This window comes from Parabacteroides sp. AF14-59, from assembly GCF_003479515.1.
Classification (GTDB): Bacteria; Bacteroidota; Bacteroidia; order Bacteroidales; family Tannerellaceae; genus Parabacteroides; species Parabacteroides faecis.
On sequence record NZ_QUHH01000036.1, the window covers coordinates 39,688 to 62,356 of the forward strand.

The 22,669-nt window shown below is 43.9% G+C and carries 23 protein-coding genes, 1 tRNA gene and 2 pseudogenes; 20 read left to right on the plus strand and 6 right to left on the minus strand.

Translation table 11 applies throughout. The features are described from left to right. The first annotated feature begins 140 nt into the window (after positions 1–140). The 4 genes from DWW23_RS24880 to DWW23_RS24895 all read left to right on the plus strand — a co-directional run bounded on the left by DWW23_RS24880 (position 141) and on the right by DWW23_RS24895 (position 3,888). The gene (locus tag DWW23_RS24880) at positions 141–1,355 is read left to right on the plus strand and encodes a sensor histidine kinase (protein ID WP_122357158.1); all 1,215 of its coding nucleotides are present in this window, start codon (positions 141–143) and stop codon (positions 1,353–1,355) included. A gap of 36 nt (positions 1,356–1,391) precedes the next feature. After that, positions 1,392–2,150, plus strand: a complete 759-nt coding sequence (locus DWW23_RS24885) for a LytTR family DNA-binding domain-containing protein (RefSeq protein WP_122357159.1) — start codon at positions 1,392–1,394, stop codon at positions 2,148–2,150. Between the two features lie 150 nt (positions 2,151–2,300). Further along, positions 2,301–2,738 carry a LytTR family DNA-binding domain-containing protein gene (locus DWW23_RS24890; RefSeq protein WP_122357160.1) on the plus strand — a complete coding sequence of 146 codons (438 nt, stop codon included), beginning with the start codon at positions 2,301–2,303 and terminating at the stop codon, positions 2,736–2,738. 103 nt (positions 2,739–2,841) lie between these two features. Further along, a complete protein-coding gene (locus DWW23_RS24895) occupies positions 2,842–3,888 on the plus strand; it encodes a DUF2776 domain-containing protein (RefSeq protein WP_122357161.1) in 1,047 nt (348 codons plus the stop codon). A gap of 156 nt (positions 3,889–4,044) precedes the next feature. Here DWW23_RS24895 and DWW23_RS24900 read toward each other — a convergent pair whose 3' ends face one another. Further along, a complete protein-coding gene (locus tag DWW23_RS24900; RefSeq protein WP_122357162.1) occupies positions 4,045–5,247 on the minus strand; it encodes a hypothetical protein in 1,203 nt (400 codons plus the stop codon). Continuing rightward, the gene (locus DWW23_RS24905) at positions 5,234–6,556 is read right to left on the minus strand and encodes a DUF4270 family protein (RefSeq protein ID WP_122357163.1); all 1,323 of its coding nucleotides are present in this window, start codon (positions 6,554–6,556) and stop codon (positions 5,234–5,236) included. The genes DWW23_RS24900 and DWW23_RS24905 overlap by 14 nt, the downstream gene beginning before the upstream one ends. Positions 6,557–6,820: 264 nt before the next feature. On the opposite strand from DWW23_RS24905, the gene DWW23_RS24910 reads away from it, so the two are divergent. From DWW23_RS24910 to fumC, 8 genes are all read left to right on the plus strand, one after another. After that, positions 6,821–7,822, plus strand: coding sequence for a kelch repeat-containing protein (locus tag DWW23_RS24910; protein WP_122357182.1), 1,002 nt, complete (start codon positions 6,821–6,823; stop codon positions 7,820–7,822). Continuing rightward, entirely contained in the window at positions 7,797–8,168 is a 372-nt protein-coding gene (locus DWW23_RS24915; protein WP_122357164.1) for a DUF4907 domain-containing protein, read from the plus strand. Before DWW23_RS24910 ends, DWW23_RS24915 begins: the two co-directional genes overlap by 26 nt. A gap of 186 nt (positions 8,169–8,354) precedes the next feature. Continuing rightward, on the plus strand, positions 8,355–9,383 hold the full coding sequence (locus tag DWW23_RS24920) for a kelch repeat-containing protein (RefSeq protein ID WP_199664178.1): 1,029 nt from the start codon (positions 8,355–8,357) through the stop codon (positions 9,381–9,383). A gap of 192 nt (positions 9,384–9,575) precedes the next feature. Next, complete coding sequence (locus DWW23_RS24925; protein ID WP_187576763.1) at positions 9,576–10,433, plus strand: GyrI-like domain-containing protein; 858 nt, start codon at positions 9,576–9,578, stop codon at positions 10,431–10,433. 18 nt (positions 10,434–10,451) lie between these two features. Continuing rightward, complete coding sequence (locus tag DWW23_RS24930; protein ID WP_122357165.1) at positions 10,452–11,273, plus strand: helix-turn-helix domain-containing protein; 822 nt, start codon at positions 10,452–10,454, stop codon at positions 11,271–11,273. Positions 11,274–11,359: 86 nt separating this feature from the next. Then, positions 11,360–11,728: a VOC family protein gene (locus tag DWW23_RS24935; protein WP_122357166.1), complete on the plus strand. Its 369-nt coding sequence runs from the start codon at positions 11,360–11,362 to the stop codon at positions 11,726–11,728. 316 nt (positions 11,729–12,044) lie between these two features. Further along, a complete protein-coding gene (locus tag DWW23_RS24940) occupies positions 12,045–13,370 on the plus strand; it encodes an MATE family efflux transporter (RefSeq protein ID WP_122357167.1) in 1,326 nt (441 codons plus the stop codon). 52 nt (positions 13,371–13,422) lie between these two features. Continuing rightward, positions 13,423–14,820 carry a class II fumarate hydratase gene (gene fumC, locus DWW23_RS24945; protein ID WP_122357168.1) on the plus strand — a complete coding sequence of 466 codons (1,398 nt, stop codon included), beginning with the start codon at positions 13,423–13,425 and terminating at the stop codon, positions 14,818–14,820. Positions 14,821–14,967: 147 nt separating this feature from the next. On the opposite strand, the pseudogene DWW23_RS24950 reads toward fumC, so the two are convergent. Next, positions 14,968–15,222: pseudogene (locus tag DWW23_RS24950) on the minus strand (maltose acetyltransferase domain-containing protein); the annotation flags it as partial. A gap of 73 nt (positions 15,223–15,295) precedes the next feature. Here DWW23_RS24950 and DWW23_RS24955 point away from each other — a divergent pair. Continuing rightward, on the plus strand, positions 15,296–16,063 hold the full coding sequence (locus DWW23_RS24955) for an alpha/beta fold hydrolase (protein ID WP_233564451.1): 768 nt from the start codon (positions 15,296–15,298) through the stop codon (positions 16,061–16,063). Between the two features lie 118 nt (positions 16,064–16,181). Beyond that, positions 16,182–16,439, plus strand: coding sequence for a hypothetical protein (locus DWW23_RS24960; RefSeq protein WP_122357170.1), 258 nt, complete (start codon positions 16,182–16,184; stop codon positions 16,437–16,439). A 77-nt stretch (positions 16,440–16,516) separates the two neighbouring features. On the opposite strand, the gene DWW23_RS24965 is transcribed toward DWW23_RS24960, so the two are convergent. Beyond that, positions 16,517–16,825, minus strand: coding sequence for a hypothetical protein (locus tag DWW23_RS24965; RefSeq protein WP_122357171.1), 309 nt, complete (start codon positions 16,823–16,825; stop codon positions 16,517–16,519). A 243-nt stretch (positions 16,826–17,068) separates the two neighbouring features. Between DWW23_RS24965 and DWW23_RS24970 the strand changes: the two genes are divergently transcribed. Beyond that, complete coding sequence (locus DWW23_RS24970) at positions 17,069–17,254, plus strand: DUF202 domain-containing protein (protein ID WP_122357172.1); 186 nt, start codon at positions 17,069–17,071, stop codon at positions 17,252–17,254. Positions 17,255–17,416: 162 nt separating this feature from the next. Here DWW23_RS24970 and DWW23_RS24975 read toward each other — a convergent pair. Beyond that, a tRNA-Ser gene (locus DWW23_RS24975) sits at positions 17,417–17,503 on the minus strand. A 146-nt stretch (positions 17,504–17,649) separates the two neighbouring features. Between DWW23_RS24975 and mltG the strand changes: the two genes are divergently transcribed. The 5 genes from mltG to DWW23_RS25000 all read left to right on the plus strand — a co-directional run bounded on the left by mltG (position 17,650) and on the right by DWW23_RS25000 (position 22,260). Further along, the gene (gene mltG / locus DWW23_RS24980) at positions 17,650–18,693 is read left to right on the plus strand and encodes an endolytic transglycosylase MltG (protein WP_122357173.1); all 1,044 of its coding nucleotides are present in this window, start codon (positions 17,650–17,652) and stop codon (positions 18,691–18,693) included. Between the two features lie 82 nt (positions 18,694–18,775). After that, a complete protein-coding gene (locus DWW23_RS24985; RefSeq protein WP_122357174.1) occupies positions 18,776–20,374 on the plus strand; it encodes a thiamine pyrophosphate-dependent enzyme in 1,599 nt (532 codons plus the stop codon). After that, positions 20,371–20,952 (plus strand): indolepyruvate oxidoreductase subunit beta, encoded by a 582-nt coding sequence (locus tag DWW23_RS24990; RefSeq protein ID WP_122357175.1) that lies wholly within the window; start codon positions 20,371–20,373, stop codon positions 20,950–20,952. The genes DWW23_RS24985 and DWW23_RS24990 overlap by 4 nt, the downstream gene beginning before the upstream one ends. 7 nt (positions 20,953–20,959) lie before the next feature. Continuing rightward, positions 20,960–21,466, plus strand: a complete 507-nt coding sequence (locus DWW23_RS24995) for a TlpA disulfide reductase family protein (RefSeq protein ID WP_122357176.1) — start codon at positions 20,960–20,962, stop codon at positions 21,464–21,466. A gap of 5 nt (positions 21,467–21,471) precedes the next feature. Beyond that, entirely contained in the window at positions 21,472–22,260 is a 789-nt protein-coding gene (locus DWW23_RS25000; protein WP_122357177.1) for a 4Fe-4S binding protein, read from the plus strand. On the opposite strand, the pseudogene DWW23_RS26995 reads toward DWW23_RS25000, so the two are convergent. Next, positions 22,215–22,497, minus strand: a pseudogene (locus DWW23_RS26995) (helix-turn-helix domain-containing protein); the annotation flags it as partial. The gene DWW23_RS25000 and the pseudogene DWW23_RS26995 overlap by 46 nt on opposite strands. Positions 22,498–22,669: the final 172 nt, after the last annotated feature.

Sequence of the window (22,669 nt, forward strand, 5' to 3'; positions counted from 1 at the left end):
ATTTATTCGGGTGGCTTTTTTGTTGGATACAGGTTTCATTGGAAAAGGGACGTTTCACCGATGTTTTTGTCCGTTTCGTCGATAGGAATTTTTCATGTAAGCGGGGAACGTTATCTTTACGTCCTATAAATTAGTCCTGTATGTTACGTTCCGGAAAGAGTGAGTTGTTGATTGGTTTTACAATATCCGTACTATTGACCCTTTTTGTCAATTTCCCGATGTTGATGCGTAGTTATGATCATGCGGTCAATATGACGAATGACAAATATATGATGGCGCCTCCTGTACTGTTGCATGGTTATTTCTTTTATTTCCCTTTGGTTTGGTTTTTCCTGTTTGCCTTCATTCTTTTTATGGTGGATGTACAGATGTATAAGGTGGGGGATAAACTGTTGAAGCTAAAAGAATATAAAGTAGTCTTGTTTGCCGGGGCAGTCAGTTTTCTTGTCGGGCTGGGGCTTCTGACGGTCTACCCGTTTGCCCAGAGTGAATTTCTGGCGCAAGATATGGAGATTCACGAGTTTATTATAAAGGATGTCCCGAATGTGAAGGTATCTTCTTCCGATAAGATCATACCGGGATACGGGCGGCCTGTTTCGAAGGCGAGAGACCGGATGGAGACTGTAGCCATTAGCCGGATGGCATCACCTCCCTTCTTTTTTCATCCGCAACTCACGGAGCATCTGTTTGTTTTATTGACCGTACTTCTGAGTGTGCTCCTGATCCGTCTACTCAGCGGTAAACAACAGATGATGCTGGAATATGAACAGTTGAAAACGGAAAAGCTGCAAACATCATACAACGCCCTGATGGGACAGATCAATCCCCATTTTTTCTTTAATTCACTCAATGGTCTTAATTCGCTGATCCGTAATGGAGAAAAGGAACAGACACTGACTTATCTGGATGAACTGTCGAATGTATTCCGGTATATCCTCCAAAGCAATAAGAAGGAAATGGTTACGCTGGCAGAAGAATTACAGTTCGTAAAAGCCTATACTTATCTGCTGGGGGTACGCTATGAAGGCAAACTGTTTTTTTCCATACAGGCCGAACCGGCCCTGCTACTTTGGTCGCTTCCTATCCTGAGCGTACTGCCGTTAATTGAAAATGCAGTCAAACATAATGTGATCAGCAAGCAGTATCCGTTGCAAATCGACATTTATACTACAGGGGAGAACATGTTGGTGGTCTCCAATAAAGTTCAGCCGAAGGTTGAGGAGGAACACAGTAGCGGTATCGGCTTAAAGAATCTCTGGGGGCGTTACCGTTTGCTGACCGGTAAAGATATCAATATCTCCAACCGGAAAGAATATTTCAAAGTGTCCCTTCCTTTATCGAATAAACCGGTATGAATAAGCTCCAGATTATTATAAACCAAAATAGATCGTATGAATGCTGTAATAATAGAAGATGAAACGGCTGCGGTAAGCACCCTGAAAGCGATATTGGCTCAAAACTCCATTATCCCGATCGAAATAGTAGCGGAACTGGAAAGTATAGAAGAAAGTGTGGTCTATTTCCATACGGCCCCTCAACCGGATATCATCTTTATGGATATCCATCTGGCAGACGGTTCCGCTTTTAAAATATTCGAACAGGTCGAGATCGAAGCCCCGGTTGTTTTTACTACGGCCTATGATGAGTATGCTTTGCAAGCCTTCCAGGTGAGCAGTATCGACTATCTGTTGAAACCCGTAACGCTTACTTCACTGGAACGTGCCTTGAGCAAACTTCGCCTGTTCAGTCCCGAGGAACGCCTGGCCCATATCCGGCAGACCAACGATGTCATACAGGGACGCCATGTGATCAAAAGTTTGCTTATCATGCTGACAGATAAGTTTTATCCTTTGCAGGTAAAAGATATCCTGTATTTCTATACGGCAAATGAAAAAGTGACGGCTTATACCTCCGATGGCAAACAGCATCCGGTAGACCGTACGTTGGATGCCTTGGGCGATCAACTCGACGAGAGGCATTTCTTCCGGGCAAACCGCCAGTTTATCATCTCCCGGAAAGCGATTAAAGATATCGACTTGTGGTTCGGAAGCCGTTTGTCCGTCAATCTCATTTTGCCTATTCCCGAACGTATCATTATCAGCAAGACAAAGACCCCTGTTTTTAAGAAATGGATACTGATGGAAGAGTGAACGGATGAAATACTGCATCATTCCGGTAAATTTTTTCGCCCCGCCCCTTTGGGCGATTCACCGACTAAGTTGTACCATTTATCGGCCCTTAACCTTTGTTCACCGAACTTTCTTATTTATTTGTAGCATAAACTTAAAAGATACGGAACTATGTTGAAATGTATTACTTTCGATGGGGATGCTTCTACGTTGAACGCCTTGATGGGCTATTTTGAGAAGTTGGATAAAGCATTGGCGGATGTGCATGATGTATTGCACAGGGAACAAACCGAACAACCCGTTTTTGTTCGGGAAGGAAGTAAGATCATTCGTCTTCGCAGGGAAGATATCCTTTTCCTGGAGGGCTATGGCGATTATGTGAAGATTCACCGTACTACGGGCAAGCCACTCCTGTCGCAGGTAAGCCTGAAACGTTTTGAGGAAAATCTGGCGGACGGTTTGTTCTGCCGGGTACACCGTTCCTATATCGTATCTCTCTCGCATATCAGCTATATTGAGCGGAAGCGGATACGCATCGGTGACGAACTGATTCCGATCAGCGACTCTTACCTGCCTGCATTGATGGGGCGGTTGGCCTTACAGGAATAAGGCTGTCAGCTCCTGATAACTAAAAAGATTCTATAAAAATGTAATTTGAGGAACAATGCCGTAATCCTGTCTGTTTGGATGAAAATTAAAAAACAAATAGACTATGAATTACGGCATTAGTGTTCTGTTCAGGGCGATACCTCTGCTGATGGCCCTGTTTTGTTTCGGTTATGGATGGTTCGTTCTGGCGTATGGAACAGACCCGAGTCGGTTTGTTGCAGGCCCGGTGATATTCTCCCTGGGAATGATCTGTATCGCACTGTTCTCGACTGCGGCAACGATTATCCGGCAGATCATCCATACGTTTGGGCAGATAAGCCGGTATGCGCTTCCGGCACTGGGGTATTTGTCAGCCCTTCTGACCGTGATGGCGGGGAGCTGTATCATGCGGTCGCCCGATGCATCTTCCTTTGTTGCCGGCCATGTGATTTGCGGGGTAGGGTTGATCACCGCCTGCGTATCGACTACGGCAACTTCTTCCACCCGGTTTACGATGATTACCGTCAATGCGAAAAAGACGGACCATGATGTTCCGCCCGAAGCTTTTACCCGTGCTCAGGGGCTGACCCTGATCGCCATTGCCGGCCTGATCGCGCTGGTTGCCTGGGTGTGGGCCTTTTGGTTGTTGGCCGGGAGTGATCGTGGTTCGGAATATTTTGTAGCAGGGCATGTCATGATCGGCCTGGCTTGTATCTGTACCAGCCTGATTGCTTTGGTAGCGACGATCGCCCGGCAGATCAGGAATATTTTTACACCCACCGAACGGGAGTTCTGGCCGGTTATGGTATTGATCATGGGAAGTATTTGTGTTGTCTGGGGGATTATCCTGATCCTGGCAACTGCTAATCCGGCAAACGGGACGACCGGTTATATAATGATAGGGCTGGGACTGGTTTGTTACAGTATATCCAGTAAAGTGATTTTGTTGTCGAAGATATGGAGGCACGAATTCAAATTGTCCAACCGTATCCCGTTGATACCTATTTTCACGGCATTGACTTGTCTGTTCCTCTCCGCATTTCTGTTTGAACTGGGTTCGGTTCATGCTTACTATTTCGTCCCGGCACGTGTGTTGGCCGGTCTGGGAGGCATTTGCTTTACCTTATTCTCGATTGTCAGTATTCTGGAAAGCGGGACGTCTTCAAAGTAATTTACTACTGATGAATATTACTTCTCCGGCACTATAGTGTGACGTGTGCTGACACAATAGTGTGGCATGCACTGACACTATAGTGCTATCCCTGTTATCACAGGCATGCCGGATCGGCGGCTCTACTCTCCGGATCAGGGGCATTCCTGTGATAAATTATAACTTCAGTTTATAGAATAACTCGCTCAATGTATATGAAACCGTTACTCCGAAGGCTTCCCGTCCGAACACATTATTTTTCAGTTGTGTGCGGTCATAATAAAAAGCTGCATTGATACGTCCGTTCATTACCGGCAGTCCCATTCCTGCACTCACCCGGTACGAGTAACCGGTCTGTCCGTTGATCTGCATGTAGGGAGTCGATAGATCTACTCCGGCTTTGTACGTGATCCGTTTCCAGTAACTTCCCGACGTATATCCGTCCGGGAAATAGCTGATACCCATTTTCAACTCATGCGAATCTTTGAACTTTACCCGGCTGTCGCCCGATGAGAGACAGCTGTATTGGTGGAGGCTGTAGTCGAGGGCATACGTCCATTTCTTATAAGCCAACGAACCTCCAACTCCGAAATATTGCGGCAGGTATTGCGTCGTATTCTTCTTGCTTTGTTCTGTCTCGTTGCTGCTGTAAGTAATGGCGATCGAGTTTTCCAGTTTCAGCCGTTGTTTATATCCGTAGACAGCCCCTACCGTAAAGGATGCATCGCGGTTGAGTTGGCGGTGATACTGTAATCCGAAGTCGGCATAGAAATTATGTGTGTACATTCTGTTTTCAACTGAAATGTCGCTTTGGCTTTCCGTGAGTTTCGTGTTGCCGAATATGTAACTTACATTGACACCGACCGAAAGGTTTTTAGTCAGCATGAAGGCGTTTGTCAGGTAGACTTTGGAAAGTCCGCCATATCCTTCGAATATACTGGTATAGTATGAATCGGGCGATCCTTCCAGCGGTTGTGTACTCTGGAAATAATAACCGACCGATGAATAAGGTGTCAGGCCGGCTGCCATATACCAGCGGGGAATAATGCGTCCAGCCAGGGAAAAGGCCGATACATTACCGGTGAAGGCATGGCTGCTACCGCTTTTCGACCGGTAAGATTCGCTTTTCAGGAATGCCGAAGTCTCGGCAAAGAGGCGGAGCGTGTCGAGTCCGGTCAGTCCGGCCGGGTTTTCCGTATTGATCAGCCAGGCATCGCGCATACCGGTCGATACGCCTCCCATAGCAGAATTGGAACCATATAAACCCGTTACGATCTCACCGAGTCCGAACATCGAATAAGGCGAGGAGGTCATAATGTTTTGAGCATTGGCAGTTACGACCGGCAGAAAGAAAAGGATCAGATATTTAATAACTTTCATATATTTTGTAGATTAGCTGTAAGACAATAGGAGAACGGCCCTGCTGGTCACTGAAAGTCAGGTTGCGGAACGATGTCGTATAAGTGTCTTCATTGAACACCAGTTGCAGGTTGTGTTTGTACATCCCGAAAGCTCCCAGTTCCTGTTGCATAAAGTCTGTGATATCGAAATAGTAATAGGTGTTTTCGTCGTATGTGTCGTCTTTCACTAAAGTACCGCTTTGTACGGCTGTTCCCAGATAATCCGTTACGGCATCGGTGACAACATTGTTCTCATCGGCGATATAGAGATAAATACTGTCGGGGAGTGCGTTGGTTCCGGAGAACGTGCCGGGTTCAGGGTAGATTTTCAGCAAGGCACTTTCGATAGCAACCTGTTCACCTTGCATCAGGATGTTATTGATAAAAGGAAATTCCAGACGCGTGTACCATCCCAGACCACCGAAAAGAACGCCTCGGTTATCAAGTAAGGCAGACGGTATCTCTTTCTGCCCTGCCGGAAAAGGTTCCATAATTGTACCTGTGCGGTCGTGGTCGATATGGTTGAACTGGGTAGTCGTGTTAGGGGTGAATGTCAATACCTGTTCATTCTCCTTTTCGTCGATGATGTGGTAATGAAGGACCAACGTCGCCGAACTGTCTGCAACCTGGAAAGAGAGCAGCGACTGGTTGCCCGTAACTTCCGGTATGACGACGAGCCCTTTGAAGTAATCTTCAAAATAGTCGGAGCTGACCTGGATATCCCTTTTGTGGAAACGGGTCAGAAAATCCTGTCCCATCTCATCGGGCAGACGTACCAGTAGCTTTTCCCCGCTTTGGGGCCGGGGGATGAACGTGCTGGTGGCCAATGGCTCTGTTTCGTAGGCGAACGATGAGGTGTTATAGAGATAACCGTTATCGTTCAATCTCACTTTTTCGGTCAGCTTATGTATGTTGATCCGTTGAGCCGGCAAGGTGTCACCTACATAATATCCTCCGTAATTAAAAGAAAGGACCAGTGAGTCGAGTACTACCTGGGCATCGATATCGGTCGTGTATGACGGGCAGTTATAAGCCACATAGCTGGAGGAGGATATTTTGCCCCATACAGGATGAGTGTATTCACCTAACATGACAAGAGATTTGCCGGAAGTCTCCAACGAGTCGATCAGCAGGGCGGTAACCGTCACTGTGCTGGTGTCCGTACTGATGTTGCGGAAAGCCGAGTCGACTAATCCGTTACCATACTTATTACTCTCGTCATAGCAGGATTGGAAAAGGCTGCCGGCCATAGCCAGGCATATCCATAACAGAAAAATGTTTCTTTTCATATTATTATATACTGTTCAATTGACCGCACAAAGAACCGGATTCAGTCTTTTTCATGCAAGAATAACCTGCCAATGCCCCGGATTTCTCTGTTAATGGCCTGATTGCACAGATTAGCCGGTAACAGGTCCGGTATAAGGCCCAAAAAGGATTTTACCTTCCTGAAATCCCCATTCATCGGATAGGAAAGGCTGTTTGTCGATTTAATTTGCCGGATTTTGAGATACTTTATTCTTTTGCATCCGTAAACAGTAACACGTTATATGATGACACAAAAAAGACTATTTCTGTTCCTGCTGGCCTTGCTGCCTCTGGTAATGATATCCTGTGGGGATGACGATGATGATGATTTGATAGGAAAGTGGTATCGCGTATCCGATTTCGACGGTTTGGCCCGTAGTGATGCCTCCTCGTTCTCTATCGGGAATAAGGGATATCTGGTCTGTGGATTTGATGGAACAAACCGCTTGTCGGATTTATGGGAGTATGATATGGACCGGGATACCTGGACACAGAAAGCAAACTTCCCCGGTACGGCGCGTAACTCGGGAGTTGCCATGACGGTTGACGGTAAAGGGTATTTCGGAACCGGATATGACGGATCGAATAAGCTGAGCGATTTCTGGGAGTATGATCCTACCGCCAATAGCTGGACACAAAAAGCTGATTTCCCCGGCGGTGCACGTTATGATGCTGTCGCTTTCGGTGTAAGCGGCAAAGGATATATCGGTTGTGGTTATGATGGGAATTATCTGAAAGATTTCTATGCGTTTAACCCCGGTTCCAACAGTTGGCAACAGATCGTCAGCATCGGCGGAACCAAACGGCGCGGTGCAACCAGTTTCGTGATGAACGATAAAGCATATATTTGTTGCGGAACGAATAACGGTACCTATGTGGATGACTTCTGGATGTTCGATCCCTCGACAGAGACATGGACTCAGTTGCGCGACATAGCCGATACCTCGGATGAAAGTTATGATGATGATTATAATATAGTACGAACGAATGCATCGGCTTTCGTTATCGACGGGGCAGTTTATCTGACCTGCGGGGAAAGCGGGAGTATACGTTCCGACACGTGGAAATATTATCCTGCAACCGATTTGTGGGAGAATGTAGCCAAGTTTAAAGGTACGGCCCGTACAGTTGCTGTTTCTTTTTCCAATGGTGAAAGGGGATTTGTGGCGACGGGAAAGAGCAGCACTTACCGTTTTGATGACATTTGGGAACTTCACCCTTATGAATACGACGATGATGATTATTAAAGGTAGAAAGGCTCTTTGGGGCCTGGTGCTGTTACCGGTACTTATTTTATTTCTTTATTTCCGTCATGGAGATGTGGGGTCTCCCGACGGCCGGCAACCGGAGTTGCAAACGTTTCAATTGGAGGATGGCTGGGGCTATCAGATCGTGATGAACAAGAAGGTGTTGATATATCAGCCCTCCATTCCTGCAATTGACACGCTGAGGTCTTTCCCGGATGAGGCCAGTGCCCGTAAGATCGGTTCGCTGGTCCTGGAAAGGCTTAAAAATAACAAGGATTTTTCAATAACAATTGGTGATATTGAACATTCACTCTCTGATTTAGAAACAAACGATAATTCAACGTGAACGTCGGAAAGGGTAGCCAGTGATGGTCACCCTTTCTTTTTGTAAAGACAATTACTGCTTGTGCGTCTGAATGGGTTTTACCTTTTATAATAGTCTGTTCATCGGGAGATTAGTCCTGTTGGTCGATTTTATTTGTGCGTAGGTAAGATACTTTGTTCTTTTGTATCAGTAAATAGAAGAAGTGGTATGAATGTATTTGAGAGGTTGTTTCTATTGCTGTTGACCATGTTCTCCGTAACGATGGTCTCTTGTAAGGAGGATGACGATATCATTCCCGATGATGATGACACGGAAGATTGCTTGATGGGAAAATGGTATCGTATATCCGACTTTGACGGGGTTCCCCGTAGTGATGTCGCATCGTTTACGATCGGAGATTACGGATATCTGGTCTGTGGATTTGATGGAACAAGCCGTTTGTCGGATTTTTGGGAATATGATATGGACCGGGATACCTGGACACAGAAAGCGAACTTTCCCGGTGCGGCGCGTAACTCGGGAGTTGCTATGGCGGTTGACGGGAAAGGATATTTCGGAACCGGATATGACGGAAGCAATAAGTTGGATGATTTCTGGGAATATGATCCGGCAGCCAATAGTTGGACACAAAGATCCGACTTTCCCGGCGGTGCACGTTATGATGCAGTGGCTTTCGGTGTCGATGGTAAAGGTTACGTCGGTTGCGGTTATGACGGCAGTTTTTTGAAAGACTTTTATGTGTTTGATCCGGATACCGATAGTTGGGAACAGCTCTATTTCGATGGAAGTAAACGGAGTGGCGCATCCGCTTTCGTGATCGACGACAAGGCATATATTTGCTGCGGATTGAATAACGGAGTTTATGCAGATGATTTCTGGAGGTTCGACCCTTCAACAGGGATATGGACACAATTGCGTAATATTTCGGATACTTCGGAAGAAAGTTATGATGATGAGTATGCGATAGCTCGTGTGTCGGCAGCTACTTTTGTTATCGATGGTTCAGCCTATCTGACTTGCGGTGAAAGCGGAAGTCTGTGTACCGATACCTGGAAATATTCTCCTTCAACTGATTTGTGGGAGAATGTAGCCAAATTCAAAGGGGGAAGTCGTAAGGCACAGGCATCTTTCTCAAATGGCAAGAGAGGTTTTGTCTTAGCTGGCATGAGTGGGCTTATACGTTTTGATGATGTATGGGAGTTTCATCCGGACGAGTACGATAAGGATGATTACTAACGGAAGAGATAAATATTATGTAAAATTCCTATAACAACTAGATATTAAACATTCACTCTCTGATTTAAAAACAAACGATAATTCAACGTGAACATGGAAAGGGTGGCCAGTGATGGTCGCCCTTTTTTAGCAAGATAGGAAAAGTATCTTATCCTCCCCGCTCTTATCTTTGTAACGAAATACGAAATGAATATGGAACAAAGACCCGCAACAAAAGAAGAGTATCAACGTAAAATAAATATCCTGGTAGAGTATATCAACAATCATTTGAGCGAAACAATTGATCTGGATATGCTGGCAGAGATGTCCGGTTTTTCGCCCTGGCATTTCCACCGGATCGTAAAAGCATTCCTGGGAGAGAATATCGGTGCTTTTATTGTCAGGATGAGGGTCGAGACTGCAGCTCGGTTACTGCGTTACTCGGATATGTCGGTACAGGAAATATCCTGGCGCGTAGGTTATGATGTCCCGTCTTCCTTGTCGAAGGCCTTTAAACTGTTCTATGGTATTTCACCTAATAATTATCGTAAAAATAAAGATTACATTATTATGAGACCTGTTGAAGTAAGACATGATTTGAATATAGAAACTGAAGTAAAAGAATATCCTGACCGTCAGATTGCCTATGTCCGTTTATCGGGAGCCTATATGACTCTCGATTTTTGCGGGGCCTGGCAGAAACTGTGGGTCTTTGTGAAAGAACAGAACCTGTATTCGGAAGGGATCGAGCATATCTGTATCTATCATGACGACCCTAAAGTGACGGAACCTGACAAGCTGCGCACGTATGTTTGCCTGGTTTTACCGAAAACAGCCGAACCGAAAGGGGAGGTTGGCGTAAAGCAATTACCTGCTGCTAAATATCTAATCTTCCGCTATAAAGGTTCGTATGAACATCTGAAATCGGTATATGATACGATCTATCTGCATCTGATTCCCGAAGGTGGATACAAACCGCTTGATGCGCCGGGATATGAAAAGTATCTGAATAATCCGGCCAACACAGCCCCTGAAGAGCTGGTGACTGAAATCCATATACCGATTGAATAAATTCGTATATTTGCCGGCATGGAATCGTTTCAGATACTATTACCATCGCCGGCACTTGCTCCTTATGTCAGGCATTACTGGTTGTTGGAGACGGATAGTCCTATAGAAAACACGGAGCGCATCATCCCGACCGGGAATGTGCAGATGCTTTTCTATCGGGGGAATCCAATATTATTATCTTCCTCACACGACAGCCGACGTGTAAACAGCCAGTCTATTTTGTGCGGGCAGTATGTCGGTTACTCCGAACTGAGCTTTTCCGGAACGATCAGGATACTGGCCGTTGTCTTCCATACACATTCGGTAAGTGCATTCTTCCGGATGCCCGTCAGTGAGTTTTGCAACCAGAAAGTTTCTGCCGATGAGTTGGGCGACCGCGAATTGCAGGAACTGGAAGACCGTATATTACATGAAGCAGACGACAGGAATTGTTTCTGCCTGATCGAACATTTCCTTCTATCCCGTCTTAATCCTCCGGAAGAACATAATCTCGAACGGATGTTTTCTGCTATTCGGACGATCAACCGGCGGGGAGGAGAAGTGCGTATCTCTGATCTTGCTTCATCCGTTTATCTGAGTACTAAACAGTTTCAACGTATTTTTACCGGACATGTCGGGATCAGCCCGAAGGAGTTCCTGCGGATTGTCCGTTTCCAGCATGCTTTATATGTACTGCAATCTACTCCGGATATAAGTTTTTCCCAACTGGCTTATGAATGTGGCTTCTATGACCAGCCGCATCTGATTAATGAATTTAAGGTTTTCTCCGGATATACCCCGAAAGAGTATCTGGGCGTTTGTGCTCCCTATTCCGATTATTTCTCACAGGAGAACGGCTAATGTCCTTTTTTTCCAAGTCTCGGCTTTTGGCATACTCTATCTTTGCATTGTCAAAAGACAGAAACTGTTTATCTAAAAAAGTGAACATGAAAAAGTTAATTTCTTTCTTCGAGATTCCGGCCTCTGATTTCGTAAGGGCCGTAAAGTTTTACGAAACAGTGTTGAGCCTGAAGTTGGATGTGATGGAGTGCGATGCCGAAAAGATGGCTTTCTTCCCTGATGAAGACGGTTTGGCTCCGGGTGCCGTATCATGGGCTGCCGATTTTCTCCCGTCAAAGAACGGTGTACTTATCCATTTGCATGTAGACGATATGGAAGCTACACTCTCTCTGATCAAATCCAACGGGGGAAAGGTTCTTAGGGAAAAGACAAAGATCGAAGCTGACTGTCGCGGATATTTTGCTATGTTTTCCGATAGTGAAGGAAATACGATTGGACTGTATTCCGACAGATAAGAAGGTCATTTGTGATTGAACGGAAAGGACGGCAGGAGTGTCGTCCTTTTTATATTTCTCATTTTCTGCCGTTTTAGTAGTCATAGTCCGGAAAAACGTTTACATTTGCAACTGTTACAAATAATCCGATTATTCAACTTATGAAGTGTCAACTCTGTATATAGCGTAGTTTCCTTTGACATAAGACAAAGATCCTCTTTGTCTGTAATTCGCTATCCTCTTATTATACAGGGTACAAATCTTATTTTATAATTAATTGTCGTGATGCATTCTTCTGAAAAGAATGTATAGTGACGCATATATACTAAGTTGAATTATGAATTTCACATACAAACAAATATGGCTCATCAACTTTCCTGTGATGATGAGCATTCTCATAGAGCAATTGATTAATATTACAGACGCTATCTTTCTGGGACACTATGGAGAGGTGGAGTTGGGAGCTGCCGCATTGGCGGGTATGTATTACCTGGCTATCTATATGCTGGGGTTTGGTTTCAGTCTGGGGTTACAAGTTATGGTAGGCCGTCGTAACGGAGAAGGGAATTATAATGAGACGGGGAAAGTATTCTTTCAGGGACTGTTCTTTCTTATTGTGTTGGCCGGATCTATGTTCGTAATGTCCTGGTTGTTCTCTCCGGTCTTATTATCTGAACTGATCACATCGGAAGAGGTGTATGAGGCTGTAATAAAATATCTGGACTGGCGTACGTTCGGTCTGTTGTTTACTTTTCCGGCTTTGGCTTTCCGGGCTTTCTTTGTGGGAATAACAAAGACACGGATACTGACAACGGGGGCAGTCGTAATGGTAATTACTAATATTGTATTGAATTATCTGTTGATATTCGGTAACTTCGGATTTCCCCGGCTGGGAATATCCGGAGCCGCATTGGCTTCCACCATTTCGGAACTTTCTTTTCTGATCGTTTTAGTGGTATATGTTTGCCGCAAAATAGACAAACGTTATTATGGACTACGGCCTGTATACGATTGGCAATTGCAACTTCGACTATTTAAGCTTTCGGTATGGAGCATGATGTATTCTTTTACGGCCGTGGCTCCCTGGTTCTTGTTTTTTGTGGTGATTGAACATTTGGGAGAGGAGCAGCTAGCCATTGCAAATATAGTCCGTAGTATCTCTACTGTATTTTTTGTAATAGTCTGTTCCTTTTCAACGACAACAGGATCTTTGGTCAGCAATCTGATCGGTACCGGGGAATATCGTAATATCATGCCTTTATGCCGGAAGATGATGGGTTTGAGCTACATGCTGGGAATCCCGTTGCTTGTATTTACCTTCTTTTTTTCGGATGAGGTATTAGGTATTTATACAAAAAATCAGGAGTTGATCAGGAGCGCATTCTGGCCTTTTGTTGTAATGCTCTCCAATTATTTCCTATCGGTTCCGGCACATATTTATTGTAATGCTGTAACAGGAACGGGCCGGACACGGACTGCTTTTGTTTTTGAACTGATTACGATCCTGATTTATCTGGCCTATCTGTTTTTGGTATTGGTACAGTTTGATGTCCCGCTGATGGTTTACTGGACGGCCGAGCTTTTATATGTTTTCGTGCTTTTCGTCCTTACTTATGGCTATATGAAGGTTCGTTACTTCAAAATATATGCTCCTGAGGTATAAACATTTCATTATCTGTACGGTTTTATAAAAAAGATATTAAAGAAAAAGAATTATGGAATGTCGGATAGAAAAAGATACGATGGGAAACGTGAAAGTCCCAATTGATGCCTATTATGGTGCACAGACCCAACGTAGTGTTGAAAACTTCAGGATTGCACAGGATATAAACCGGATGCCGAAAGAAATTATCCGGGCATTCGCTTATTTGAAGATGGGAGCGGCCCTGGCAAATAAAGATGCCGGAGTTTTATCTCAGGAAAAATGCGACCTGATTGTACGTGTCTGTGATGAGATACTGGATGGAAAGCTGGATGACTCTTTCCCTTTGGTTGTATGGCAGACCGGTAGCGGAACGCAAACCAATATGAATGTGAATGAAGTGATAGCTTATCGCGGGCATGTGTTGAATGGTGGAAAATTGACGGATGAGGTAAAGATATTGTCGCCCAACGATGATGTGAATAAGTCGCAGTCGTCGAACGATACTTTCCCTTCGGCTATGCATATCGCAGCATATAAAATGCTTAGGGAGAATACGATCCCGGCCCTGGAGATGCTACATAAGAGTTTGATAATGAAAAGCCGTGAGTTCATGCCGATCGTGAAAATAGGACGTACCCATTTTATGGACGCTACGCCGTTGACGCTTGGCCAGGAATTTAGTGGTTATGCTGCTCAATTGGAATATGGTATTCATGCTTTGAAAAGTACTTTACCGCATTTGGCAGAACTGGCATTAGGTGGTACTGCTGTCGGTACGGGTATCAATACGCCTGATAACTTTGGAGAGAATGTTGCCCGTAAAATTGCACAACTGACCGGGTTGCCGTTTGTTACTGCTCCGAATAAGTTTGAAGCATTGGCCACTCACGATGCAATCGTGTCTACCCATGGTGCACTGAAGGGTATAGCCGTCAGTCTGATGAAGATTGCAAACGATATCCGCATGCTCGGTTCCGGTCCACGTGCCGGGATAGGTGAGATCCATCTACCGGAGAATGAGCCCGGTTCTTCCATCATGCCGGGTAAAGTAAACCCGACCCAAAACGAAGCATTGACAATGATCGCTGCACAAGTGATGGGCAATGATGTGGCTATTTCGGTAGGAGGAGCAAACGGGCAGTTCGAATTGAACGTATTCAAACCGATGATTATTTATAACTTTCTTCATAGTGCCCGCCTGATTGGCGATGGTTGCAGGAGCTTTAATGATAATTGTGTTATCGGTATCGAGCCTGTAAAAGAGAATATAAAGAAACATCTGGATGATTCATTGATGCTTGTAACAGCTCTTAATCCGAAGATCGGTTATTACAAGGCTGCATCGATAGCCCAGAAGGCTTATCGTGAGAATAAGTCTTTGAAGCAGGCGGCCGTCGAATCGGGTTTGTTAACGGCTGAAGATTTTGATAATTGGGTTGATCCGTCTAAAATGGTAGGTAATATCTGATATTGTGATCTTAATGGATAATTAATGAAATGCAGTTTTTGCAAAAGATGCAAAGGCTGCATTTTTGTTTGCAAGGTTTATCCGAATATGTAAACATTAACGATGGAAATGACGTTTCCCCGGTACATGTAATAAACTTAAACTTCAATTCATATTTATCTCGATATTGTTTCCCAGGTGTATGTTTTCGCCATAATCGACATAAATAGGGGCTGAAACCCATACATTTTCACCTCTTGATCCGAGTAACTGGTCGAGGATACTGTTCAGCTGTTCTTTGTCGGTTGTATCTGTATCGTAATATTGTTTTGCCAGTTTTTTGGCAAGGTGCCAGCGTGTGATTAACTCTTTGTCGCCGCAATCATATGATTCACCGGCCAGCATTTTTTCTTTTTCGGTCATCTTCGTGTTCTTTTATGAGTAAAACATTCTTTTGGTTATAAATATAAGGTTTTTGAACAAAACCACTATCTTTATGCTTATAAAGAGTAAAAGTAGTATGGAAGGAAATAAAGCACAATCTCCCGGAATATGGAATCGTTTATCATCGTTGGTAAACTGGTTCCGGAAGAAGGATGTAAAGAATATCGATGTCTATTTTATTTCCGGAATGTGCTATAATTGTAAGGTATTTGATAAGCTGAGGCTTCCGAAAGGGTATAGGAAGGTTTATATTGAATGGTATATTCCCCGGCCGGACGAATCCTTGTCCGAATATGCCCGGACCATGGCAAAAGTGATCGATACTTCCTCTCCGTTTATCCTGATCGGCTATTCTTTCGGTGCAGTGGTCATGCAGGAAATGACCCTTTTCCTGAAACCGGAGAAATGTGTGATTATTTCTTCTTTTAAAAGCAAGAAAGAAATCCCTATTCTTTTCCAGGCAGTCCGTAAAGTGAATCTGATGGAATTTATGCCTAAGCGGCTTTTCTCTTCGACTGATTTTATAACGAATGCATTTAACCGTTTGGTATATAATGCATCCAATTCTGATCTGGCTGAATATATGACGGTAACTGATCCGGTTTATATAAAATGGGCGGTGGAACAGATCACAGACTGGGTACCGGATAATAAAAGCGAACATCTCTATCATATCCATGGAACTTCCGACCAGATATTTCCCTATGACCGGCTCGAAGATGTTTTTCCGGTTGAAGGAGGTGATCATTTAATGGTGGTGAAGAAAGCGGATACTGTCAGTTCCATATTGGATATTATCTTGCTTAAAAAGGAAGAATAACTTCTCTGTTTCTTGTTGACTGATTCTGTTTAATAGAATAATTACTAAATGTTGTCATAATAGTGAGCTTTTCGATTGCTGTCCGGGTTATTATAAGCGAATTGAAAAATGGATTGTTATGGCAAATGAATTTAGTGACAAATTAACGACAGAAGAACGTAAAGAACTTCCCTCTTCTGATTTCGGTCTTCCTGAAACGCGGGAGTTCCCAATGCCGGACGGCGCTCATGTAAGGGCAGCCGAAGCTTATTTCAGATATGCTCCGGAAGATAAAAAGTCTTTATTGGCACATCGCATCCTGTTAAAAGCGGAAGAATTCGGTGTCGATGTACACAGTCCGGTGATTCTGGGATGGGCTGAAAAGTATGAAAGTTAAAGAACAAAAATGTCCGGGCTTCTTTAAAAGTCCCGGACATTTTATCTTAACCGTTTTATAACCTGTGGGTTGTTAATTTATTTTACTTCTTCACCTTTGTCATTGAAAGTCACAGTGCTTTCAGTTCCTTCAGCTGTAGCGATTACCAGTTTATAAGTTTTTGCTCCGTCCTTTTCTGCTACAGAGGCTTCTTTGATTGTCTGACCTGCATATGCTTTTTCAACTGCACTTTTCACAACATCCGGTACTTCTGTTACTTCAATCTTTTTGTATTCATCCTGTGACGCCTGGCAGCAAGCCACTGAATCAACGCTTGTTTCTGCTGCGATAGCACTCATACAACCAACACCCATCACCATTGCCATAACAACTAATACTTTTTTCATGACTTTAAATTTTTAATTAAACAATCTTTTATGCTAATACATTTATGATAGTTCAATTGGCATGCCAAAATGATTTGTTCTGGGTAAAATGCTGATTATCAGTGGTGATTATTTTCTCAATGGTGATGTGATTGTGGAATTGGATTGTGGAATCGTGGAAATCTGATGAAAATATCCTCAAAAAGCAGGTAAACAACAGCTCTGTTTTGTGTGTTTAAAATATAAAGTCATCATGTTTCTTATATACGTACCTCGTTATATCTTTTGACCGTCGGGTTCGGCATATTTGAAATCAAAAGTATTCAACATCTGATAGCAGTAGCATGGATATGCATAGGTGTTAGTGTGATTCTGCTTCTCATTGGATTTTACAGGTATTATCAATTAAAAAAGTATTTGAATACCTATACTTATGAAGACTCTCATTAGGATGGCGTAGTTGTGCCATTCGGATGGCAGAGGATTGTCAATGGGATGGCAATGTTTTGCCATTGCAGTGGCAAAATACTTTGAAAGGATCTGAATAGTTGCTTTATTGGAAGGTGGATAAAACAACAAAGGCTATCAGTCTTTCGACTAACAGCCTTGGAGCGGAAGCGGCGAGATTCGAACTCGCGGTACCCTTACGAGTACGTCAGTTTAGCAAACTGGTGGTTTCAGCCACTCACCCACACTTCCATGTGTTCTGTGCTTCTTCCTTAGAATTGCGCTGCAAAGATAGGCGTATGTTTTTTAATAAACAAAGTATTTTGCATCTATTTTTTGAGAAAAAGATACTACTTTTGTAACCTGTTCTGATAATCAGTATTTTATTGGATTAAAAAATGAATAAGAAAAAACGAGGAAAACGTAATATACTAATCGGGGGAGTCGTATTTTTAGTCTTTTTGCTGGCGGGAGCGGGCTTTTGGGGATATCATCTGGCATGGGCTCCGAATTTTATGCCGAAAGAAACAGTCTACCTATATATAGGAAAGGAGAAAAATTTTGATGACCTGTGTCGCCAATTGATCGATTCCGCTGATTGTAGCCGGATCGGTAGCTTTAAACAATTGGCAGGGATATTGAAATATCAGGAGAACATAAGGACCGGGCGATATGCCGTATCACCGGGGATGAGTAACCTGGAGCTTTTGAACGATCTGCGGCGCGGACATCAGGTGGCAACCCGTCTTACATTTAATAATATCCGTTTCAAGGATGATCTTGCCGAACGTATGGATGACCAGTTGATGCTGGATAAAGAAGAATTGCTCTCTTTGCTCAATGATTCCGCCTATTGTGATTCGTTGGGATTCACGCTTGAAACAGTCATGGCAATGTTTATCCCGAATACTTATGAAGTCTATTGGAATATTCCGGCAGAGAAACTGATGCAACGTATGAAACGGGAGTATAAATCTTTCTGGACAGATGCACGTCTGGAAAAAGCAAAGGCCATAAACCTGACCCCGGTTGAAGTTTCTGTTCTCGCTTCTATTGTGGAGGAAGAAACAGCAGCCACGGATGAGTATCCGATTGTAGCAGGATTATATCTTAACCGTTTGCATCGTGGAATTCCCTTACAGGCAGATCCGACTGTGAAGTTCGCCGTAGGTGATTTTACCTTGCAGCGCATCCTGTTTGAACATCTGGAGATCGATTCTCCTTATAATACATATAAATATCCCGGCCTTCCACCGGGGCCATTACGTATTCCTACCATCAAAGGGATGGACAGCGTTTTGAATTATATGAAGCATAATTATCTTTATATGTGTGCCAAAGAGGATTTTTCGGGACGCCACAATTTTGCAGCGACATTGACGGAACATAACCGTAATGCAAACCGCTACAGGGCTGAGCTTAACAGGAGAAAGATTCGATAAATTTTTTACCGCTTGTTGGGGTAAAAACTGTATCTTTGGCAGTTGGTATAACATAAAAATCAATTTAAGAAAACAAATATACATGGAAAAACAACTATTCTTGGGGGATGAGGCAATCGCACAAGCTGCGATTGATGCCGGTATTTCCGGTGTTTATGCCTATCCGGGTACTCCTTCAACAGAAATTACCGAGTATATCCAAGGCTCGGCAGTAGCGAAAGAACGGGGGATACATAGCCGTTGGAGTGCGAATGAAAAGACTGCAATGGAAGCTGCATTAGGTATGAGTTATGCCGGAAAGCGCTCTTTGTGCTGTATGAAGCATGTCGGACTGAACGTGGCAGCAGATTGCTTTATGAATGCAGGAATGAGTGGTATTAACGGCGGTATGATCATTATTACAGCGGATGATCCATCTATGCACTCTTCACAAAATGAACAGGATAACCGTGTATATGGTAATTTTGCCATGATCCCGATGCTGGAACCTTCCAGCCAGCAGGAAGCTTACGATATGGTGTATGAAGGTTTCGAGCTTTCTGAAAAACTGGGTTATCCGATCCTGATGCGTATTACTACCCGTATGGCACATTCCCGTGCAGGTGTAGTGACACGTCCGATCAAAGATGAAAATACAATGAATTGCCCGCCGGACGGACGCCAGCGTTTTATCCTGCTTCCGGCTTTGGCACGTAAGCGTTTCAAAGTATTACTGGATTCTCAGAAAGTATTTACCGAATCTTCTGAAAATTCAACATATAACAAGTATTTCGATGCTCCGGATAAAGAGTTGGGTATCATTACTACAGGAATTGCTTTCAATTATCTGTCGGAGAATTATCCGGACGGGTTTGAGCATCCGGTACTGAAGATCAGCCAGTATCCGTTACCACGTAAGTTGGTGGAAAAGATCGCAAACGAATGCAAGGAAATCCTGGTACTGGAAGAAGGTTATCCGGTAGTGGAAGAACAACTGAAAGGTTTCCTGGGGAAAGGTGTTATTGTACATGGCCGTTTGGACGGAACTTTACAGCGTGACGGTGAATTGACTCCGGATGCTGTAGGGAAGGCTTTGGGTAAAGAAATTAACAGTTACTATGCGATACCGGAAGTGGTTGAACAGCGTCCGCCCGCTTTGTGCCAGGGTTGCGGTCACCGCGATGTCTATGAAGCGCTGAATGAAGTGTTGGCCGAATATAAAGATCCGAAAGTATTCGGTGACATCGGTTGTTATACGTTAGGTGCTTTGCCTCCATTCCGTGCAATCGACTCCTGTATTGACATGGGGGCCTCTATTACGATGGCAAAGGGTGCTTCCGATGCCGGTGTATTCCCTGCGGTATCAGTGATCGGAGACTCTACTTTCACGCACTCGGGTATGACCGGTTTGCTGGATTGTGTAAACGAGAATACGAATATAACGATCGTTATCTCCGATAATGAAACAACGGCGATGACCGGTGGGCAAGATTCAGCCGGAACAGGACGTCTGGAAGCTATTTGTGCCGGTATCGGCGTCGATCCGGCTCATATCCGTGTGATGATCCCGTTGAAAAAGAATTACGAAGAGATGAAAACGATCATCCGCGAAGAGATTGAATATAAGGGCGTATCTGTCCTGATCCCGCGTCGTGAATGTATCCAGACATTAACCAGAAAGAAAAAAGCAAGTAAGAAATGAGAGCAGATATTATATTGTCAGGTGTAGGAGGACAAGGTATCCTCTCTATTGCCGCCGTTATTGGAGAAGCAGCTTTGAAAGAAGGTCTGTATATGAAACAAGCGGAAGTACACGGAATGAGCCAGCGCGGAGGTGATGTACAGTCGAATTTGCGTTTGTCAGACCAGCCGATCGCTTCCGATCTGATCCCGAAAGGACATGCCGACCTGATCATTTCACTGGAACCGATGGAGAGCCTCCGTTATCTTCCTTATCTGAAAAAAGAGGGTTGGCTGGTGACAAACTCACAGCCGTTTGTCAATATCCCGAATTATCCGGATATCGACAAGGTGAATGAAGAATTGAATAAGCTGCCGCATAAAGTAATTCTCGATGTGGAGGCAATTGCAAAAGAAGTGGCTACGGCCCGTGTTGCGAATATCGTTATGCTGGGGGCAGCAACTCCTTTTATCGGTATCGAATATGATAAAATAGCAGATGGTATCCGTCATATCTTTGGCCGTAAGGGTGAAGAAGTGGTCGAGATGAACCTGAAAGCATTGAAAGCAGGCTATGACGTAGCCCAAAGTTTAAAATAAAGTTTTTATGAAGAAAAGTCTCTTAACCGCCATCTTTATGATCTTTGCCTTTATTACTCATGCACAAAACGATGCAGACATAATAAAGGTAGGTGACCAGATGCCTGCATTTACGATCGTTTCCGATAACGGAACACAAACATCGTCAGCATCTCTGAAAGGAAAAGTAGTCCTGATAAACTTTTTTGCCACCTGGTGTCCTCCCTGCCAGAAAGAACTGGCTGAGGTACAGCAGAAACTGTGGCCGAAATATAAGGATAACAAGAGTTTTCAAATGCTGGTGATCGGTCGTGAACATACGGATGCCGAACTGGCGAAGTACAATGAGAAAAAAGGTTTTACTTTTCCGTTATACCCCGACAAGAACCGGGCGATCTTCGGTGCGTTTGCCAAGAACCTGATTCCCCGAACCTATTTGATAGGTAAGGACGGTAAAGTGATCTATGCCGGCAAAGGATATACGGAAGAAGAGTTTGCCGAATTGATGAAAAAGATTGATGCGGCGATAAATTAAAAGATATGCAGTATAAGAATATACATTTAATCTATTTTTCTCCGACGCATACATCGGCTAAGATATCTTATGCTATTGCGGAAGGATTGGAAGCGGAAACTTTATCTGAGTCGGATATAACCTGCGAAGGCTTAAAGGAACCGTTGCTAATAGGAGAGAATGAACTGGTGATCGTTGCTGTCCCGGTCTATGGCGGGCGTGTTGCAGAAACGGCGATGGAACGTATCCGTATGTTTCAGGGAAAAGATACGCCGGTCATACCAGTGGTTGTCTATGGGAACCGCGATTACGAAGATGCTTTGAAAGAGCTGAGCGATACGTTGGTAGTGCAGGGATTTATTCCTGTCAGTGCCGGTGCTTTTGTCGGTGAACATTCTTATAGCCGGAAGGATATGCCTATTGCGGCAGGTCGTCCGGATAAGGATGATCTGTTCAAGGCTTCTCAGTTTGGACATGATACGCTGAAGAAACTGGATGATGCTGGCTGTTTGTCGAAATTGCCAGTGCTGGAGGTGAAAGGGAATTACCCTTATAAAGTAAAAGGACCGTCGACGCCACAGGCTCCGGTTACGGATGAAGAGCTATGTACACAGTGTGAATATTGTATTGATGTTTGTCCGGTTACTGCCATTTCGATTGTCGATGACCGGATGTTCAGTGATCCTGTTCTTTGTATTAAATGCTGTGCCTGTGTGAAGGAATGCCCGGAAGGAGCACGTACGTTTGATACGCCTTATACGGCCATGCTTCATAAAAACTTCAGTGCACGGCGCGAACCTGAATTGTTCTTTTGATCATTTTTAATAATTAGCTTATAGCCGATCCCACGGATATTTATTATTTGAACCGAGGGGTCGGCTTTTAGTTTCTTACGTAGTTTAGTAATAAACACGTCCATACTCCGGGCGTTGAAAAAACTATCGTCTCCCCATAGCTCTTAGCAATACGGGGTTCCTGTGTAGCATATCGTTTGTATGCTGACATAGAAGCCGCAGGATCTCCGCTTCCCGGTGAGAGAGTGTTTCGGTCTGGCTGATCTTTATCTGTATTAAAGGAATGGATTTTATTAATTTATTTCATCGGGTTGTAATTAATTTTGATGATATGTTTTTGGAATTAGGCCGAAAGAATTGATTGGGCCATTATAATTGTTTGACTTGTACTGAAAAAAGTTTACACAATCACAAAAAGAAAATGTGTAAA